Raw genomic sequence first — 19,519 nt, 5'->3', positions numbered from 1 at the left:
CAGATAAATCCGCAGGCATCCATGAACGACGAAACCACGCCCCGCAAGGAAAAAACGCAAATTGGCGGGCAAGAACCGTTGCGTCGTGGCTGGACGACGGGCGCCTGCGCCACAGCAGCAACCAAGGCTGCACTCACCGCGCTGATTACCGGCGAGTTCCCTGATCCGGTCGGCATCATTCTGCCTAAAGGCGAAGTCCCTTATTTCCAGCTTGAATATGAAGGCCTCGGCGAAGGCTATGCCATGGCAGGAATCGTCAAAGATGCAGGCGATGACCCGGACGTGACCCACGGCGCGACAATCATCTCAACAGTCTTCCCCGCTCCTCCCGGCACAGGCATTGTGTTTCAGGCTGGCGAAGGTGTGGGCACTGTCACGCGGCCCGGCCTGCAAATTCCTCCGGGTGAAGCGGCAATCAATCCAACGCCTCGCCGTATGATGACAGAAATCTGCGAGCAGATTTGTGCCGAATATGGCCTGCCTGCGGATCTGGTGATTACGATTTCGGTTCCGGGTGGCGAAGAAATCGCACAGAAAACATGGAACCCGCGCCTTGGCATCGTCGGCGGCATTTCCATCTTAGGCACGACAGGTGTTGTGCATCCTTTCTCGTGCTCAGCATGGATTCATTCGATCCATCGCGGCATCGATGTGGCCCGCGCAGAAGGCCAAAAACATGTTCTGGCCCCTACAGGCTCTACGTCCGAAGATGCAGCTCAGGCAATCTATGATTTGCCGGAATTCGCGGTTCTCGACATGGGCGATTTTGCAGGCGGTGTCCTTAAATATCTTCGCGAGCATCCGATTGAAAAACTGACCATTGCCGGTGGCTTTGCTAAATTGACGAAACTTGCACAGGGGGAGTTAGACCTCCACTCAGCGCGGTCACAGGTGGACAAAAGCTTCCTCTGGGCGATTGCTGAAAAAGCTGGCGCGCCAGCTGACATGAAGGATCGGATTCTTTTTGCGAACACTGCGCTCGAAGTGCTTGAATTGACTCAGAGCCTTGGCCTCGACATGGCTACGCCAATTGCGCAAAAAGCAAAAGAAACTGCACTTGCAACCTTGCGCGGCGCGCCCGTTGACGTCGAAATTATCGTGACGGATCGCAAAGGCAATATCCTTGCCCGCCTCTAAAATACTCATTCTTGGCGGCACGGCAGAAGCAGCAAAACTTGCTTCTGCATTCGCGCCCCTGCCCGTTGAATCTATCACCTCACTTGCAGGCCGGACGGCAAACCCGACGGCAATCAGCGGTAAAATCCGAACAGGTGGCTTTGGCGGCGCAGAAGGTCTTGCGGCGTATCTGGCGAATGAAAAGATCGACCTCCTGATTGACGCAACACATCCCTATGCAACGCGCATTTCACAAAATGCTGTGCAAGCATCTGAGATCACCACTATCCCTCTGCTGAGGCTTGAACGCCCAGCATGGGAAAGGGAAAGCGGCGACAACTGGATTGATGTCGCGAGTGAAGCGCAAGCCGCGAGCCTTATTCCCGCAGATGAGCGCGTTTTGCTCGCATTAGGACGACAGCACATTGCGCCCTTTGCAGAACGCAACGATGTGCACTTCATCACGCGAATGATCGACCCGCCAGAAGTAAGCCTCCCGCACGATTGCGAGATCGTTCTGGCAAAGCCATGTAATTATGAAGCTGAGTTGCAATTCTTGAACGAACGAAAGATCAGCCTCATCGTCAGCCGCAATTCCGGCGGCAGCATATCCTACGCCAAGATCAAAGCAGCGCGTAATCTCACTATTCCGGTCTTGATGATTAGTCGTCCGCCCGTTGCAGCCAAAACCTCTGTCGCGACAGTGGACGAAGCACTCGATTTTGCGCGCACAGTTTTAAGATTTTGAGCGTGCAACATGGCTATGCGCCTCATGATAAAGCGCTGAATCCCGAAAATTCTTCGGATCAAGGCCACGCCCTACAAAGATCATTGCGGTTCGCTTGACGCCTGAAAGCTCGATTTTCTCCGCAATATCAGACAATGTTCCGCGCAAAATCTGCTCATCTGGCCAGGCAATGCGATAGGCAACAACCACCGGACAATCCGCACCATAGAATGGCGTAAGCTCTGCCTCGATCTTCGCAAGATTGCGAATGGAAAGATGGATAACCAGCGTCGCACCCGACTTCGCAAAGGTGGAAAGCTCTTCGCCTTCCGGCATGGCAGAAGATTTGACCGAAGTGCGTGTGAGAATAATGCTCTGATTAACTTCCGGAATTGTCAGTTCCTGCTTCATCGCAGCCGCAGCCGCCACAAAAGCCGGAACGCCCGGTGTCACATCATAAGGGATGCCGAGCGCATCGAGCCTGCGCATCTGTTCAGCCATCGCGCCATAAATCGACGGATCGCCTGAATGGACACGAGCAACATCATGCCCTTTGGCATGGGCTGCTTCAATCGCCGCAATAATTTCATCAAGAGTAAGCGAGGAACTATCAATCAGCAGCGCATCTTTGGGCGCGGACGCGACAACTTCTTTCGGTACCAGTGATCCCGCATAAATGCAGACCAGGCAGCTCTCAATCAGTCGCAGACCGCGCACAGTGATAAGATCGGCCGCACCCGGACCAGCGCCAATGAAATGAACTGTCACGTTTTCTTCCTCTGTTCAGGCATTTCGAATGCCTGTCAGATGACAGAGGAGTCAATCTTTTTCAGGCAAGAGTCCTTGAATATCATTGAAGATCGACTGCCACTCTTCCGGCGTCAGCTCAAAGAAATTAAAGCTTCTGAGCAAAAAAGCACCTTCGTTTGCAATAAACGCCAGTCGCGCGCGCCTGCCTTCAGGCGTCGAAACATCAAGACCATCCCACTGCTTGCGATACCAGGCCCGGGTTTCATCCAAATAATGCGAGTTGGGAATAAGGCTCGCCATCATTGCGGCAAATCGAGAATCATCTTCGGCATCGCTCTCACGGGTTACAGCTATGTGTGCTGCGATATGCGAAATTGTATCTTGCCTATGCTGCTTGCGTGCCGTCACAAGATCGTCGAAGCGGTCGCCCCACCGCTCGATCATGGCTTTCATCAATCCATCTTTATTCCCAAAGCAATATTGCACACCGCCTTTGGTCACGCCGGAGGCTTGCGCCACTGCATCCATGGTCAGCGCAACGATACCACCTTCAGCAACGAGCTTCTCAGCCATGTCGAGCACATGGTCACGATCGATTGAGCGCGGGCGGCCAGTTTTTTGCAATTTCTTACTTTCCATACGGACGGATTTATATTATGTCAGCCACCCTGACAAGTTTGAATACGGCCGTATTGAAAAGGTATAATCCGATGTTGCCGCAAAATCGCTGGCTCGTTCTCGCAATTGTTTCCAGCGCGTTGTTTCTGATCGTTGTGGATATGACAGTGCTTTACACAGCACTGCCACGCCTCACCCATGATCTGGCGGCAAGTGCTTCCGAGAAGCTCTGGATCATGAACATTTACCCGCTGGTGGTGGCAGGTCTGTTACCGGGTCTTGGCACACTGGGCGACAAGCTCGGCCATAAGCGCATGTTCATGAATGGCCTGGTGGTGTTTGGTCTTGCTTCGCTATGTGCTGCCTATTCGCCAAACCCGGAAGTTCTGATAGCATCCCGCGCATTTCTCGCCTGCGGTGCAGCGATGATGATGCCTGCCACGCTGTCGATCATTCGACTAACCTTCACCGATGAAAAAGAGCGCTCGCTTGCTATTGGCATCTGGGCGGCCATTGCCTCGGGTGGCGCTGCCATCGGCCCCGTTGCGGGTGGTGTATTGCTCGAATATTTCTGGTGGGGATCGGTATTCCTGATCAATGTGCCTGTCGTTATCGTAGCGCTGGCACTTTCAGCCTTTAACCTTGAAAACCGCCCGCTTGGCTCGAAGCGCAAATGGGATCTCGTCGGCTCGATCCAGATCATGATCGGCCTGATAGCGTTGACCTATGCCGTCAAGGAACTTGCCAAACGCGATGCATCGATGACTGTCTTTGCGGGCGCACTGCTCATCGGCCTGATCGCCACGACCATCTTTGTGCGCAGACAATTTGCGAGCAAGGAGCCACTCATCGACTTCTCGCTGTTTAACAACAGACTGTTCTCAACCGGCGTGTTTGCAGCTCTGGTCGCATCAGGGTCGATGACCGGCATGGAACTGGTATTCAGCCAGCGCATGCAGCTTATCGAAGGTATGTCGCCATTGCAGGCTGGCCTGATGATCTTGCCTATTCCGCTTGCGGCTTTCGTAGCAGGGCCACTGGCTGGGATGATGTTGCCGCGCCTTGGAGCAGGCAAAGTGCTTTGGGGATCGCTCGGCATCACAGCGCTTGGGATCGTGATTTATATCCTGACCTACAAGCTCTCGACGCACTTCTATCTGGCAGGGTTAGCCGTTCTTGGCTTCGGCGTCGGCTGCGCGATGACTGGTGCATCGTCATCCATCATGGGCAATGCACCCGTTGAAAAAGCCGGCATGGCGGCATCCGTCGAAGAAGTATCATTTGAACTCGGCAACGCGCTGGGTGTTACGATCTTCGGTAGCATCCTGTCAGCGTTCTATACTGCAAGCCTTGTTCTGCCAGCAGGCTCAAGCATTCCGCCGATTGTCCGTGATAGCCTTGATGAAGCTCTTCTTGCTGCACAATCAATGCAAGCAGCAGATGCAGCGAGCCTCACCGCACTTGCATCTCAAGCGTTTGAGAATGCCTATGTCGCAGTGATCGTCGCAACAGCTGCGTTGCTCATCACTGCTACTGCTGCGACCTACATCGTGCAGCGCCGCAAGGTGCTTTAATCAAAATGTGCCACCGCAATTGCTGCGGTGGCACGCTCAACTGAAGTCTTTTCGACCAGCAAAACAGCATTTTCTCCAGCCGCTGCAAGTGCAGCAGATTCTGCAACGCCATGGCAACCAACAGACGCAAAAACCAATTCTGATGGGTTTTTAAGCCGCGGTGTTTCCTGCTCAAGACGAGCAGCATCAAAGAAGCGTAGCGCACAGCCATAATGTTGTGCGAGTTTTGCCCATACAGGATCACTTTGCTTAGTGGCAATTGTTGCGATCATATCCGGCCGCTTCAATCCGGCACCGCGCAAAACTCTATTTGCCAATGAAACAAGCTCCTCAAAACCTACGACTGAGGAGCAGCCCATTCCAAGAGCAATAAGATTTCCGTTAGACGGCACGTGGAGCCGGTTGCTGCGCTTCTCTGATGTCTTCCGATGTAACACCAAGAATATCTGCAATACGCTTGATCATCGCAGTTTCCGACTGATCGACATGATTATCGGCACGCGCAACACGAACAAGATCACGCAACAACGACGCACGGCGTTCCGGCGCCATTTCAGCCAGCATGGAAGCTGCCTGTTTCGTTGTCGTTTCATAGCCGAAGTCTTTGAGATATTCGGTCACTTCCGGCAACTCTTCAGCCGAAATTCCAAAATTCTCGGAAACGATCTGTCTGAAAGCTGCGATTTCTGCCGGATGACGATCACCATCGGCAAAAACGACATGAAGCAGAAGAAGCAGTTCCGAAGCGAGCGCCGGATCTTCGGCAACGCGCTGCACAGCACTCTTTTTGCTGAGAAACGCAGTAATGCGTTCGAAAATGCTTTCGCTCATGGGGGACTTTCTCCTGTGACCAACCTGACGTTTATCAGTAATGATGCCTGAACAAAAAAACAACGCAAGTACCAGTTGGTTCCGCACATAACTTGTCTGGCGCAACGAGATTGTCTGCTCTATGTTGCATCAACTTTTTCCGGACCCACCCATGCTTGAATTCTTCGATACGTTGACGCTTCTGCTAACCATGGCCGCTTTTATTGCGGGCATTATCGATTCTATCGCGGGCGGCGGCGGCATGATCACGATTCCCGCGCTACTCCTAGCCGGAATTCCGCCTGTCGAAGCATTGGGCACCAACAAGCTACAGGGACTGTTTGGCTCATCCTCCGCAACCATCGCCTATGCACGCAAAGGTCATGTGAACATCCGTGAACAATGGCCAGAAGCAATTGCGTCACTTGTTGGGTCGGTTCTCGGTGCATTTCTCGCAACCGTTCTTCCTGTCGACATCATGCGGGCAGCACTTCCAATTTTGCTGATTGCAATCGCCGTTTACTTTGCGCTCAAACCCAGCCTCGGCGATCTGGATCGTACGCGTCGTATTGGACCATTCCTCTTCGGAATGACGATTATTCCACTGATCGGCTTTTATGACGGCTTGTTTGGACCCGGCACAGGATCATTTTTCATGATCGCATTCGTGGCGCTTGCAGGCTTTGGCGTACTCAAAGCCACTGCCCATACCAAGCTGCTCAATTGCGCATCGAACGTCGGTGGCTTTGCCACCTTTGCTCTTATCGGTGTGATCAACTGGAAAATCGGCATCTGCATGGGTATTGCACAGTTTATCGGCGCTCAGATTGGCGCAAGCCTTGCGATGAAGGTTGGCTCACGCATCATCAAGCCATTGCTGATCGTCGTGAGCCTTGCACTTGCCATGCGTCTTCTCATGGAGCCGAGCAATCCTATCCGCCAGATGCTCGGATTTTAAACCCGAAGCGCTACCAACACGACACCGCAACCGATCAAAGCAATGCCTAGCCAGTTGATCGTCGACATGCGTTCGCCAAGAAATGCTGCACCAAACAGCGCAACCAATACGACCGACAATTTATCGACAGGGGCGACGCGTGACGCGTCACCAATTTGCAGCGCCCGAAAATAGGCAAGCCATGACGCGCCGGTTGCAAGGCCGGAAAGCACGAGAAACACCCACGACTTGCCTGAAATCTCGCCCGGCTTTTGCCATTGGCCTGTTACAGTCAAAAACAGACACAAAGCACCTATAATCACCAGCGTACGAACCAGCGTAGCAAAATCTGAATTGATGCCCTGAATTCCGACCTTGGCGAATACCGCGGTCAGCGCTGCGAAAATCGCCGACATCAACGCCCAGAATTGCCAGCTATCCGCCATTAAAATTCAATACCTTTTTGTGCTTTTACGCCAGAACGGAACGGATGCTTGATCATTTCCATCTCGGTGACAAGATCAGCAAACTCAATCAGCTCATCCTTGGCATTGCGGCCAGTGATGATGACGTGCTTCATCTCGGGCTTGGCTGCAAGCACTTCGATGATTTCCTCAACCGGCAGATAATCATAGCGCAGCACGATGTTGAGTTCATCGCATAGAACCATGTCATAGCTCTCATCAAGAATAAGCGCCTTCGCCTGCTCCCACGCATCGCGTGCCATGGCGATATCGCGGGCACGATCCTGCGTTTCCCATGTAAAGCCTTCGCCAAGTGCGGAGATTGTCACCTGCTCCGGAAATTTCTCCAGAACCCAGCGCTCGCCAGTATCCCACGAGCCTTTAACAAACTGCACAACACCAATTTTCATGCCATGGCCAAGCGCGCGAAAAACCATGCCGAAGCCTGCGCTCGACTTACCCTTGCCCTTGCCGGTGTGGACAATCACAAGACCTTTTTCATCAGTCTTGGTCGCCTGAATTTTGTCGCGCGCTGCTTTCTTCTTGCGCATCTTATCCGCATGACGGGCATTCAATTCCTCTTCCGTCATCGAAAGAAGTTTCGCAGATTTCTCAGCCATTTAATGCCCTTTCCGGAATCATTTTTTTAAGTTTAGCAAGGTCAGGTGAAGATGGCAGATCTTCCACATCAGACTTTGCTTGCAAACAAAGAGTGGCACGTCACATCGCCGTTTTCGTGCGATACTCCATAAGATTTTCCAGCTCAAACCGTGCTGAGTTAGAACGCGGCACCCAGAAGCCACGCTCTATTGCGTCATTGAGCTTTGAAGCGGTCTCACTCAGAGCAGCCGGGTTCTTATCAAGCATGAAATCATGCACGGCTCTGTCAGCGATATAAGCCTGATAAACAGCCTCGAAGTGATGGTTGCCAACTTTGCCGGTCGTAGCCGCGAAAGCGAAAAGATAATCGACAGTGGCTGCAATTTCCGCAGCACCCTTATAGCCGTGGCGCATCACGCCCGCGATCCACTTAGGGTTCGCCGCACGTCCACGCACGACGCGCGCAAGTTCTTCTTCGAGCGTGCGGATCACCGGCTTCTCAGGCTTTGAATGATCATTGTGGTAAACAGTCGGCATCGCACCAGTCAGATTTTCAACCGTCGCGGCCATGCCACCTTCAAACTGATAATAATCATCACTGTCGAGCAGATCATGCTCGCGGTTATCCTGATTTTGCACAACCGCCTGCACAGAGCGGAGCCGTTCTTCGAGAAGACCGCGTTCCGCCTGCCCCTCTTCACCAGCGCCATAGGCATAGCCACCCCAGACGAGCCAGGCTTCGGCGAGATCTTTGCGATCAGCCCAGCCATTTTCATCAATCAGCGCCTGCAAGCCAGCACCATACGAACCCGGCTTTGATCCAAACACACGATAGCCCGCGCGGCGTTCGGCAGTCTTCGCATCTACACCCGTTTCGATAAGCCGCGCTTGTTCAGCCTTGATGCGGCTAGCGATCGGATTGTCCTCCGCCTCTTCATCAAGTGCGCCTACAGCGCGTACTGCTTTATCAAACAGCGCTATCTGTTCAGGAAATGCATCACGGAAAAAGCCCGAAATGCGCAAAGTCACATCAACGCGCGGGCGACCAAGCTTGGCAATCGGCACGATCTCGTAGCCAGTGACACGCCGCGACGCCATATCCCAGACCGGCTTCACGCCAATTAACGCCAAGGCCTGCGCAATATCATCGCCACCCGTGCGCATGTTGGAGGTTCCCCATGCGGTCAAACCAAACGAAGTCGGCCACTCGCCATGATCCTGCGTATAACGCGTAATCAACAGTTCAGCTGATTTGCGACCAAGCTCCCATGCCGCTGGCGTCGGCACGGCACGGCTATCGGTGGAATAGAAGTTGCGTCCGGTCGGCAAAACATCTGGTCGCCCGCGCGTTGGCGCACCGGAGGGTCCCGGCGGCACGAACCGTCCTGAAATAGCGGAGAGAAAGCCTTCAATCTCTGATGGCCCACACGATGTCACCATCGGGCGCAAATGTTCATTGATCGACTGCAGCACGGCATTGGTCTGTGCCCAATTTGCCGGGCAGTCAACTTCACCATCCACAAACTGCGCGGCAAGCAATTCGATACGTTCAACCGTATCACCTTTAATACGCCAGCTTGCAGGACTTGCCGCCGCCAACAACTCAGGCTTCGGCCCGGTCCACGGATCAGCCATAGCACAATCGAGCGGATCAAATTCTTCGCCAAGACCTGCGTCTTTTGCGATAGCCCGCTGCAAGCTCTGTTCGCCCAGCAAGCCACCCAGCGAAACAGGAATGCCGCGCGGCACGCGCGCCAGAGCAACCAGCAAATCGGTCAATAAACGCCCTTCAGGGGCGAGACCAAAAATATGCAGCCCATCGCGGATCTGCATTTCCTTGAGATCGCAGAGATAGGCATCAAGCTTTTGCAGCGCCATATCTTCATCGTCATGGTCATGAATACCCGCATCGCGGTCGAGACCAATGTCGCGTACCAGATCAAGAATCTGCGCCTTCAGTCGCAACAGACGGCGCGGATCAACGCCCGATGCCTCGTAATATTCATCAACCAGCGCTTCCAGATCTTTAAGCGGACCATAGCTTTCGGCGCGCGTTAACGGTGGGGTCAGATGATCGATGATCACGGCACCCGCGCGACGTTTGGCTTGCGTGCCTTCACCCGGATCATTGACAATGAACGGATAGACATGCGGCGTGGGGCCAAAGACCGCTTCAGGATAACAGTTTTCCGACAAAGCCAGCGCCTTACCGGGCAGCCATTCCAGATTGCCATGCTTGCCCACATGCACGATGGCATCGATCTTCGCCACGTCGCGCAAATAAGCGTAGAACGCGATATAGCCATGCGGCGGCACAAGATCAGGGGAGTGATAGGTCTCTTTTGGATCGATATTATAACCACGTGCAGGCTGAATACCGGCAATGGTTTCGCCAAGTTTCATCAGCGGCAGCGCAAAACCTTCAAGCTCGCTATCATAGAATGGATCATTCTCTGGGCCACCCCAGCGGGTCTCAATTTCATTCTGAATCACATTCGGAAGCTTTGCAAAGAAAGCCCTGTATTGACTCAGAGAAATGACCTCGCGGATGACTCGTCCATCACGTGCAGCATTGGTCGGACCAGCCATTAAAAGCTGCATAAAGGCATCACTATTGGCCGGCACATCACCCACCTGATAGCCCTCGCTCGCCATAGCGCGCAGCACTTCCACCGTTCCCGCAGGCGTATCAAGCCCAACGCCATTGCCCAGCCTGCCATCGCGATTCGGATAATTGGCAAGGATCAGCGCAACGCGTCGCTCTTCCGGCTTTTTTCGCTTGAGCCACACCCAATTTGCCGCCAATCGCGCGACAAAAGCCACACGTCCGGCATCCGGCTCATGGGTGACAATATTAGCTTCAACAGTGCTATCAAATTGCTTTGCCGATTTAAACGACACCGCACGCGACAGCACACGCCCATCAATTTCCGGCAGCGCCACATTCATTGCAAGATCACGCGCCAGCAAACCCTGCTGAGATGCTTGCCATGTTGCTTTTGGCGTACCGGAAAAGATCACCTGCAGAACCATATTGCCGCGCTTATCCAGCACGGTCGGCTTACGCTCAGCACCCGGCGAAGAAATTGCAAAGCCGGTTGCATTGAGCACAATATCCGGCTGACAATCTTCAAACAGGCCATCGACAACTGCAGCAGAAAGCCGGTCCTTAAGGCTGGAAACAAAGATCGGAACAGGGTTGAGGCCCTTGGCCAGCAACGCATTGATCAGTGCTTCGACCGGCTGTGTCTGTCCGCTTTGAACCAGCGCACGATAAAAAATGATTGCCGCAGCAGGCGCTTCGGCGTCTTTCCATTGTCGGCGGATGAGATCGAGCGAAGGCGTGGCCATATCTGGCCACCACAGCCCAGCTTTCAGAAGCGGTGCAGCCTCCTCCGGCTTTTCGCTTTCATCAATCAGTGCGCAACAATAATCGAGAAATCGGGACGTATTGGCGGCCCCGCCCTCAATCAGATATTGCCAGAGAGCATCCCGCTCCTGCGATGAAACGGTTGAGAACCGTTCAAGTCCGTAATCTGGCTTATCATCACCCGGCAGCACGGCGATCTTGATGCCGTGCGAAACCGCACAGGCATGAAGCGCCTCAAGCCCATAAGGCCAATAGGTCTCGCCACCAATAATCCGCACAACAATAAGTTTCGAATGTTGTGCCGTGCGCTCGATATAAGCGTCGACTGACATGGGATGTGTGAGGCTTAGAAAATTAGCGAGCCGGAGACTTGGCCCGCTTTGCCCAAGCTTATGTGCTTGAGCAAGGCTTGCCAGCTCCGTATCGGCAGCGGAAAGGAACAATATATCGCCCGGCGTCTGGCCGAGGTCGACAGCCTCATTGCCATCGCTGATCGTTCCTTTCTGGGCAAGTAATAAGTGCATCAGAGCATAATCCCGAAAAGTGGGAACCGGTTTTCGGAACAGATTATGCTCAGAAAAGCGACGCAAGCGCGATGTTTAGTCACTTCACAATTGTTCCTCACGAAGTAACAGCGTCTTTCACGGCTTTGGTGATAGCCTGTTCATCGATCTCATGCAGGCCAATGACGACAAGACGCGTATTGCGCAGTTCATCCTTGCCCCACGGGCGATCGAAATAGTGCTCAATACGCGGACCAACAGCCTGCACAACCAGACGCATCGGCTTGCCCGGCACATCGACAAAGCCTTTGAGACGCAGAACATCATGTTCCGCAATTATGCCCTTGAGCTTTTCGGTAAATGCCTTTGGATCAACAACCGAACCTGCTTCAACCACAAAGCTTTCAAACTCGTCGTGATCATGCTCATGACCATCAGCATGATGGATTTCATGATGCGATTTGCGGTTGGCGATATCGTCTTCCGTACCAACGCCGAGGCCGAGCAGTACGTCCGCACCAATCTTGCCGAAGCTTGCTGGCACCATGTTGACGCGACGTGTTGAACGTTCCGCCACATCGGCCTTCACGCTATCAAGTTTCGACGGATCAATGAGGTCGGCCTTGTTGAGAACAATGAGGTCAGCCGCATGTATCTGATCCTCAAAAAGTTCCTCTAAAGGGCTTTCATGATCAAGAGAATCGTCCGCTGCGCGCTGTGCATCCACCTTGTCGTGATCGTCCGCAAAACGGCCTTCAGCAACAGCGGCAGCATCGATCACAGTCACCACGCCGTCGACCGTCACCTGCGTTTTGATTTCGGGCCAGTTGAAAGCAGCAACCAGCGGCTGCGGCAGCGCCAGACCCGAAGTCTCAATCACGATGTGATCAGGACGATCCGCACGATCAAGAAGCTTGGTCATGGTCGGAATGAAATCATCAGCAACGGTGCAGCAGATGCAGCCATTGTTCAGTTCAATAATATCTTCTTCACGGCAGCTTTCGATACCGCAACCTTTAAGAATTCCGCCATCGACACCGAGATCGCCAAACTCATTGATAATGAGCGCAATGCGCTTGCCATTGGCGTTTTCCAGCAGATTGCGAATAAGCGTTGTTTTACCCGAACCAAGAAATCCGGTGATCACGGTCGCTGGAATCTTTTGTCCCTGCATCAAATTAACCCTTCATTTTGAGCGGCAATCCTGCCGCTATGAAATAAACTTCATCCGCCACCGACGCCACGGCCTGATGCAGAAAACCGGCATGATCGCGAAATTCACGCGCCATGCGATTTTCCGGCACAATACTCAAGCCGACCTCGTTGGAAACAAAAACAACCTGACCTGAAAGCTGAGGCAATGCTGTAACCAGCGTCTCGGTTTCAGCAGCAATATCCCGCTCTGCCATCATCAGATTGGTGATCCAGAGCGTCAGACAATCGACAAGCACGAAACGGTCATGTCCCGCGTGTTTTTGAAGTGCCCCCACAAGGTCGAGCGGTTCTTCAACCGTCTGCCATTCGTCCCCGCGACTGTTGCGATGAATGGAGATGCGGCTCTCCATTTCCGTGTCGAATGCACGTCCCGTCGCGAGATAGACTGGTTGAAGGCCTGTCCCTTCAACCAGTTTTTCCGCATAAGACGACTTACCAGACCGGGCTCCGCCAAGAACGAACGTGGTTTTTGCATTTTCATTTCGGAGCAGAGCCATATCTATCAGCCTTCAATATCTGACTTCGCATAAGCCTGAATGAACCAGCCCAGCGCAAGCCCAATGACAGCCCACATGAACAGGTTTGTTGCAAGCGATGCGACGGCATATTGCGAAGCAAGCAGTGACGGGATTGGCGATGCAATATCTTCAGGGTGCGGCGCGCCATAGAGATGCGGTGCGATAATCAGCACAAGTCCCAGGATTTTGGAAATAATCTCGCCACGCAAAACCAGTAGATAAATGCCGACGCCACTCAAGACGACGGTCGAAATCCACCAAAGCTGACGCTGTGCGAGGTCGGCCGCAGGCATGGCAGGCAGTTCCGGCGAAAGTCCCAGAGCGGGCAGGAAGGCGACCGCAAAGAAACCTGCCATCCCCCAAAGGATACCGTTCTGCGGTGTGATCCGACGACCAAGCAGCAAAGCAATACCACCCAAAAGCAAAGCAAAGCCTGCACCGGCTACGAGGTTGGCAAGCAATGTGTTGCCAAGGCGACCAAACGGAAGTTCAGCGCCCTCCTCTTCTTCGCCTTCACTCGCCGCAGCTGCGGCATGGTCGTGCGGTGCAGACGCTTCGGCTTCGCCATGGCTATGACCGCCGCCAGCGTCTTCATAGGTTTCCGCCTGAATAATCAGCGGAACGGTTTTCAAATACATAGCAGGCGTCACGAGGAGCCCGGCAAGAAGACCAGCAACAAGCGTGGCCAAAAGATAACGGATCAACATTTTATTCCCTCAACAGCAATTATTCGCCGATGGCCGTCCACCATCAAGCGTTGCTCATTTCCTGTTTCAAAAAGCTAATCGGCTTAGTGGCAGGGAAACCCGTATGAATGACGCGTATCGTGCGCTGAATCGTGCAGCGTATCCGAATGGGCGAGACCCACGCCGTATATCAGAAACGCGCCAAGAAGCAGCGAAACGACAGCTGTCGCAAGACGCGTTGCAAGCGGCATAGCTATAGTATTGGGAATAGAATTTTGGGTACGCGCAGCCATGACAACCTCCGTGTAGGCAGCAGGGAAAACCTCCCATGGGGTGCGGACAAAATGCCCTTCACACTACAGGCAGGTCTCCTGGCTCACGGGTCGTAGGGTTTGGAGCGCCTTCCCAGAAACGTTGTGTTTCCAGTGGCTGCCGGTTAACCGGCTTGCCTCATCCCTCTCCGCTCTACAGTCGCGGGGTCGGCTGCGATAAAGACGCCCGGATTGGGTCCGTCCGTCGCATTCCCTTTTGGTATCGCCGGGATTCGTCCCGGCAAAACCTGTTGTGTAGATCGACACTAGGCTTTCACCAATGCGGCGTCAATCAATCTACTTATAAAGGCGCTTACGCAGCCCTGAGCCTTTTTGTCGAACCCAATCGTCAATGGTATCGGCGTTGCGAGCAACTCGAGGCCACAGCCATATCATCAATCCAATTATCAAAACCCATGCAATAACGACATCAGACAAAAAGTGTGCCCCCATAAAAACACGGTTGAGCGAAATGGAAACAAGTAAAGGGACGAGAACCCCTGCTGCCCAAACACGATAAGGCCGTGGCACGAGAATGAGCAATGAAAGCATTGCAGCTGCCGCTGCCGACTCACCTGATGGAAACGAACAACTGTGACGACAAGCGTTCGCAAACTGCCAAGCTGGGGTAAAATCGGCCGTTCCACCAAATTCCATCAGATGTCTTGGACGTGCACGACCAATAATAAACTTCAGTGTCTGCACCAACACGCCAGGACCAAAGGCAAAAGTTAAAACAGCATAGACAATTTTATGTGGAGATATAGCGTTTAAGGGGCGTTGCGATATTGCATAGACTACAAGCAACATCAGCAGCAGACCAATAATATAGAACTGACTGAGCCTGTGATAATCTCTCAAAGCGACCCAATAGGGATGTTGAGAGATAACGAAATCGCCAGCACGATAAAAATATCGAGACACATCAATATCCACCTGAGGAAACACAATAAAAAAACCGCTGACCAGAATAAAAAAATATAAAAAATTCTTCTCCAAGCGGAGAGAATAACGTTCATAGTCAGCGCCAAAATAAGACGCAATACGCACGATCAACCTCTAAAAATAAATAAAAAAAATTTTAGAATTTAATATAGTCAAAATATTGTTCATGCATTTTTAAATAATTAAGTATTTAATTATATATTACTATCTATTTAAAGTAATTGTATTTTATTATTCTTTAATATTATAAATTATCAAATTGAAAAAATTGCATCAATATCGAGAGAATCTTCCAACCCTTTCGCGAGCTGATCCAGCGCGCCCTCTATACTTTCTCTGTAATGCTCAACTGAGCTACGCACTCCGAGAGCAAAAAGGACATTTCGCCTAAACTCATCAGCACAAAAAACGCCATGCAGATACGTCCCCATGACACGGCCGTTTATTGATACGGCTCCGTCGTCATGACCATCAATTTTTGAAAATGGGCGTATCGCATCAGCGCCATGCGTGCGACCGATATGTATTTCGTAGCCCTCGAGGGCTACATCATAAAGCATTGATTGAGCCTGAACATTGCGAACAACTTTTTCTGGCTCCATGATTGTCTCAACATCAAGTAAGCCCAAGCCATCAATCTCGCGCACCGACCCTTCAATGCCATGAGGATCACTAATGCGGTTTCCAAGCATCTGAAACCCGCCGCATATCCCAAGCACATGCCCCCCACGTCGCACATGCGCGTGCAAATCGCGCTCCCAACCATTTTCACGAAAGGCAATCAAGTCAGCAATTGTGGATTTGGTTCCCGGTATAACTACAAGACCGGCATCGTTCGGCAGAGGCTGTCCAGGGGGAACCATAACAACCTCCACCTGATCTTCGGCCTTCAATGGATCGAGATCATCAAAATTTGCGATGCGTGGTAGCATCGGAACCGCTACTTTCAATGCTTTGGCATCGCCGCGCGTAGCACGTTCCAAGACAACCGAATCTTCGGCAGGCAAGCGCGACACGGCTTTCAGCCAAGGCACAACACCGAAGGAGCGCCAACCGGTAAAACGCGTTATCGCCTCCAGACCGTCATCAAACAGCGTAATATCGCCGCGAAACTTATTGATCAAAAAGCCGTGCACCATTGCACGGTCCTCGTCGGACAGGATTGTGTGCGTACCGACCAGCGAGGCAATTACCCCACCGCGGTCAATATCGCCCACCAGAACCACCGGCACGTTGGCCTGTGTAGCAAAGCCCATATTAGCAATATCGCCAGCGCGCAGATTGATTTCGGCAGGCGATCCCGCACCTTCGATGAGCACCAAATCAGCGCCTTCGCTAATGATGGCGTAAGATTCCATAACTGCCGCCATCAATTGCGGTTTTAACTGCTGATAATATCGGCCACGCGCCTCACCACGCACTTTTCCCTGAACAACGACCTGACTGCCCATATCGGTCTGTGGTTTCAGCAAAACCGGATTCATGTGCACCGATGACGAAACGCCACACGCCAGAGCTTGAAGCCATTGCGCCCGTCCAATCTCGCCACCGTCATCGCTGACGGCCGCATTATTAGACATGTTTTGCGGCTTGAATGGCCGAACTATCAGTCCGCGATTGCGGGCAACGCGGCATAGACCGGCAACAAGAACACTTTTGCCGACATCCGAACCCGTTCCCTGAAACATGATTGCGCGTGTCATGCGCGCTTGCCTATCCCAAGTTTATGCGACTGGCAATCGCCAGCAGTTCCAGCGACCTTATATGCAAAAATGCGCATCAGTTTATTACAAAAGTGAGCAAGATTATTCCAATGGAGCGTTGGCAGCCACGAGCCATTGTGATCTAGTCCCATCAGGAGGCGCGGTGCTCATAGGGAGGAAACCATGGATACTGCCAACCAGAGCCAGTTTGAACTCAATGAAGATCAATTAGCCATTCAGGACATGGCACGCGGTTTTGCAACTGATTTTGTTGCGCCCCATGCGCTGCAATGGGATCGCGACAAGCATTTCCCCATAGAGGTGATTAAACAAACCGGACCGCTTGGTATGGGCGGAATTTATGTTCACGACGACGTCGGTGGATCAGCACTTAAGCGTTCTGATGCCGTCCTGATATTTGAGGCACTGGCCGAGGCTTGCCCTGCCTTTTCAGCCTTTATATCCATTCACAATATGGCAGCATGGATGATCGATACGTTTGGCGACGAGAACCATCGCCAGACATTTTTGCCCAAACTCACATCGATGGATTGGCTTGCAAGCTATTGCTTGACCGAACCTGGCTCAGGCTCGGATGCGGCTGCACTACGGACGCGTGCAGAGCGAGATGGCGATCATTACATTCTCAACGGAACAAAGCAGTTTATTTCCGGTGCAGGTGCGACCGATCTTTACGTAACAATGGTACGTACCGGCGAGGACGGCCCCAAGGGAATTTCTACGCTTATTGTGCCAAAAGATGCGCCCGGTCTATCTTTCGGCGCCAACGAACACAAGATGGGCTGGAATATGCAGCCCACACGAACGGTAATTTTCGACAATTGCCGCGTGCCAGTTGCTAATCGTTTGGGTGAAGAAGGCACAGGCTTCAAAATAGCTATGGCAGGTCTTGACGGTGGCCGACTGAATATTGCCGCCTGCTCGCTCGGTGGCGCACAATCTGCACTCAATAAAGCTATAGATTACACGGGACAACGCAAAGCTTTCGGCAAGACAATCGATCAGTTTCAGGCTTTGCAGTTCCGCCTTGCCGATATGGAAACAGACCTCTCCGCATCACGACAGCTTCTTTACACTGCTGCGAGCAAGCTTGACCGCAAAACACATGATGCCGGCAAATGGTCTGCCATGGCCAAACGCTTTGTAACCGACACAGGCTTTAACGTCGCCAATGACGCGCTACAGCTTCTGGGTGGCTATGGCTATCTCCATGATTACGGCATCGAGAAACTGGTCCGCGATCTGCGCGTTCATCAGATTCTTGAAGGCACCAACGAGATCATGCGCGTCATCATCGCGCGCCAGATGATCGGACGCTGATACATTTATTGAATAGGAGGAAACCATGGCCACTATCGCTTTTATCGGCCTCGGCAATATGGGCGGACCGATGGCCGCCAATCTGGTAAAGGCCGGGCACAAAGTCATAGGCTTTGATTTGCTGCCCGCTCATTTGGAAGAAGCTAAAGCCAATGGGCTTGAGATCGCGGCAAGCGCTGCAGAGGCAGCAAGCAATGTCGATGCGATCATTACCATGTTGCCTGCGGGCAAACATGTTCTTTCTGTTTATGAAGACATCGCTCCTAAGGCTCGTAAAGACTCACTTTTCATTGATAGCTCAACCATTGATGTGGATTCTGCACGCAAAGCTCACGAGATCGCAGCCAGTCATGGGCAACTCTCCGTCGATGCGCCAGTCTCAGGCGGCACAGGTGGTGCAACAGCTGGCACCCTCACTTTCATGGCAGGTGGCAGCGACAATGCTTTCGCCAAGGCTGAACCGCTGCTTCAGCCAATGGCTGGTAAGATTGTGCATTGCGGTGGCGATGGTGCAGGACAGGCTGCGAAAATCTGCAACAATATGATTCTCGGCATTTCGATGATTGGCGTCAGCGAAGCTTTTGTGCTGGCAGAAAAACTCGGCCTATCACATCAGGCTCTATTTGATGTGGCCTCAACTTCATCAGGTCAGTGCTGGTCGCTGACCACCTATTGCCCGGTGCCCGGCCCAGTGCCAACATCCCCGGCAAACCGTGATTATACGCCAGGATTTGCAGCAGCACTCATGCTCAAAGACCTCAAGCTTTCACAAGAAGCTGCAAAAAGCGCAGGCGCGGCCACCCCCCTGGGCGCTCATGCGGAAGAACTTTACAAGCGCTTTGACAATGAAGGGCACGGCGGAGACGATTTTTCCGGCATCATCAATTTTTTACGTTCAGCAAAAGCCTAAACTCGATAAATTCTTCTATAAAAAGCAAAAAACTGCCGTTGTTTAGATTTGCTTAAGTATCTGATAACTGTCCGGTAACGATGTTGCGCTAAAAAGGGGCCAGAGACGATTGAGTTCTTCTCTGGCTCCGGATTTGGTACTGCGTACCGGAGCTTCAGTCTCTTCCACCTGTGTATTGTTTGGTGGAAGCGCCATGCGTATTTGGCAAGACCGTGCACCTGACGAGGCAGCGCGGTTTTTTGCTATTTTTTCCCGCTTATAAATTATCCGTGATGATACTTTCAGTTTTTAGTTATAAGATTGAAATCAAGCCATAATCCTGTGACAGATATTTTATTGGAGCAGCGTTTCGCCGAGCGAAATAAACGAACGCGCCAGTTAAAAGCGAATTAAGCATCGTATTTTTTTGAGTACGATCAAA

General features: G+C 52.4%; 19 protein-coding genes and 1 riboswitch. Of the genes, 6 read left to right on the top strand and 13 right to left on the bottom strand.

Annotation, left to right across the window (positions count from 1 at the left end; genetic code table 11):
• Positions 1-21 precede the first annotated feature (21 nt).
• Together WH356_RS19435 and WH356_RS19430 are read left to right on the top strand one after the other, a co-directional pair.
• Positions 22-1,137, top strand: a complete 1,116-nt coding sequence (locus WH356_RS19435) for a cobalt-precorrin-5B (C(1))-methyltransferase (protein WP_339513759.1) — start codon at positions 22-24, stop codon at positions 1,135-1,137.
• Positions 1,124-1,864, top strand: coding sequence for a cobalt-precorrin-6A reductase (locus WH356_RS19430; protein WP_339513757.1), 741 nt, complete (start codon positions 1,124-1,126; stop codon positions 1,862-1,864). The genes WH356_RS19435 and WH356_RS19430 overlap by 14 nt, the downstream gene beginning before the upstream one ends.
• Here WH356_RS19430 and cobM read toward each other — a convergent pair.
• Together cobM and WH356_RS19420 are read right to left on the bottom strand one after the other, a co-directional pair.
• Entirely contained in the window at positions 1,853-2,611 is a 759-nt protein-coding gene (gene cobM, locus WH356_RS19425; protein ID WP_339513755.1) for a precorrin-4 C(11)-methyltransferase, read from the bottom strand. The two genes, WH356_RS19430 and cobM, sit on opposite strands and share 12 nt — an antisense overlap.
• 51 nt (positions 2,612-2,662) lie before the next feature.
• Complete coding sequence (locus tag WH356_RS19420) at positions 2,663-3,217, bottom strand: TetR/AcrR family transcriptional regulator (RefSeq protein WP_339513753.1); 555 nt, start codon at positions 3,215-3,217, stop codon at positions 2,663-2,665.
• Positions 3,218-3,303: 86 nt separating this feature from the next.
• Here WH356_RS19420 and WH356_RS19415 point away from each other — a divergent pair, with 86 nt between their 5' ends.
• Entirely contained in the window at positions 3,304-4,785 is a 1,482-nt protein-coding gene (locus WH356_RS19415) for an MFS transporter (protein WP_339513751.1), read from the top strand.
• Here the strand turns inward: WH356_RS19415 and WH356_RS19410 are convergent.
• Positions 4,782-5,144, bottom strand: coding sequence for a cobalamin biosynthesis protein (locus WH356_RS19410; protein WP_339513749.1), 363 nt, complete (start codon positions 5,142-5,144; stop codon positions 4,782-4,784). The two genes, WH356_RS19415 and WH356_RS19410, sit on opposite strands and share 4 nt — an antisense overlap.
• A 22-nt stretch (positions 5,145-5,166) precedes the next feature.
• The gene (locus WH356_RS19405) at positions 5,167-5,616 is read right to left on the bottom strand and encodes a tellurite resistance TerB family protein (protein ID WP_339513747.1); all 450 of its coding nucleotides are present in this window, start codon (positions 5,614-5,616) and stop codon (positions 5,167-5,169) included.
• Positions 5,617-5,767: 151 nt separating this feature from the next.
• Between WH356_RS19405 and WH356_RS19400 the strand changes: the two genes are divergently transcribed.
• A complete protein-coding gene (locus tag WH356_RS19400) occupies positions 5,768-6,553 on the top strand; it encodes a TSUP family transporter (RefSeq protein ID WP_339513745.1) in 786 nt (261 codons plus the stop codon).
• On the opposite strand, the gene WH356_RS19395 is transcribed toward WH356_RS19400, so the two are convergent.
• From WH356_RS19395 to WH356_RS19355, 9 genes are all read right to left on the bottom strand, one after another.
• Positions 6,550-6,978 carry an EamA family transporter gene (locus WH356_RS19395; protein ID WP_339513743.1) on the bottom strand — a complete coding sequence of 143 codons (429 nt, stop codon included), beginning with the start codon at positions 6,976-6,978 and terminating at the stop codon, positions 6,550-6,552. The genes WH356_RS19400 and WH356_RS19395 overlap by 4 nt on opposite strands.
• Positions 6,978-7,616, bottom strand: coding sequence for a cob(I)yrinic acid a,c-diamide adenosyltransferase (gene cobO / locus WH356_RS19390; protein WP_064320764.1), 639 nt, complete (start codon positions 7,614-7,616; stop codon positions 6,978-6,980). Before cobO ends, WH356_RS19395 begins: the two co-directional genes overlap by 1 nt.
• Before the next feature lie 100 nt (positions 7,617-7,716).
• Positions 7,717-11,490 carry a cobaltochelatase subunit CobN gene (gene cobN, locus WH356_RS19385; protein ID WP_339513741.1) on the bottom strand — a complete coding sequence of 1,258 codons (3,774 nt, stop codon included), beginning with the start codon at positions 11,488-11,490 and terminating at the stop codon, positions 7,717-7,719.
• Between the two features lie 97 nt (positions 11,491-11,587).
• Positions 11,588-12,643, bottom strand: coding sequence for a cobalamin biosynthesis protein CobW (gene cobW / locus WH356_RS19380; protein ID WP_339513740.1), 1,056 nt, complete (start codon positions 12,641-12,643; stop codon positions 11,588-11,590).
• Positions 12,644-12,647: 4 nt separating this feature from the next.
• Positions 12,648-13,181: a bifunctional adenosylcobinamide kinase/adenosylcobinamide-phosphate guanylyltransferase gene (gene cobU, locus WH356_RS19375; protein WP_339513738.1), complete on the bottom strand. Its 534-nt coding sequence runs from the start codon at positions 13,179-13,181 to the stop codon at positions 12,648-12,650.
• A 5-nt stretch (positions 13,182-13,186) separates the two neighbouring features.
• Positions 13,187-13,909, bottom strand: a complete 723-nt coding sequence (locus WH356_RS19370) for a CbtA family protein (RefSeq protein ID WP_339513737.1) — start codon at positions 13,907-13,909, stop codon at positions 13,187-13,189.
• Positions 13,910-13,992: 83 nt separating this feature from the next.
• The gene (locus WH356_RS19365; RefSeq protein WP_339513735.1) at positions 13,993-14,181 is read right to left on the bottom strand and encodes a CbtB domain-containing protein; all 189 of its coding nucleotides are present in this window, start codon (positions 14,179-14,181) and stop codon (positions 13,993-13,995) included.
• 51 nt (positions 14,182-14,232) lie between these two features.
• A riboswitch (cobalamin riboswitch) is annotated at positions 14,233-14,466 on the bottom strand.
• 30 nt (positions 14,467-14,496) lie between these two features.
• Positions 14,497-15,249 (bottom strand): phosphatase PAP2 family protein, encoded by a 753-nt coding sequence (locus tag WH356_RS19360; protein WP_339513733.1) that lies wholly within the window; start codon positions 15,247-15,249, stop codon positions 14,497-14,499.
• A gap of 149 nt (positions 15,250-15,398) precedes the next feature.
• Positions 15,399-16,847, bottom strand: coding sequence for a cobyric acid synthase (locus tag WH356_RS19355; RefSeq protein WP_339513731.1), 1,449 nt, complete (start codon positions 16,845-16,847; stop codon positions 15,399-15,401).
• A 183-nt stretch (positions 16,848-17,030) separates the two neighbouring features.
• On the opposite strand from WH356_RS19355, the gene WH356_RS19350 reads away from it, so the two are divergent.
• Positions 17,031-18,188, top strand: coding sequence for an isobutyryl-CoA dehydrogenase (locus WH356_RS19350; RefSeq protein WP_339513729.1), 1,158 nt, complete (start codon positions 17,031-17,033; stop codon positions 18,186-18,188).
• 25 nt (positions 18,189-18,213) lie between these two features.
• Positions 18,214-19,098 (top strand): 3-hydroxyisobutyrate dehydrogenase, encoded by an 885-nt coding sequence (mmsB, locus tag WH356_RS19345; protein WP_339513727.1) that lies wholly within the window; start codon positions 18,214-18,216, stop codon positions 19,096-19,098.
• The last annotated feature ends 421 nt before the right edge of the window (positions 19,099-19,519 follow it).

It is taken from the genome of Ochrobactrum sp. MYb379 (genome assembly GCF_037479515.1).
GTDB lineage: Bacteria > Pseudomonadota > Alphaproteobacteria > Rhizobiales > Rhizobiaceae > Brucella.
Note: the sequence above shows the minus strand (reverse complement) of the source record. Positions and strands in the feature narration are given on the sequence as shown.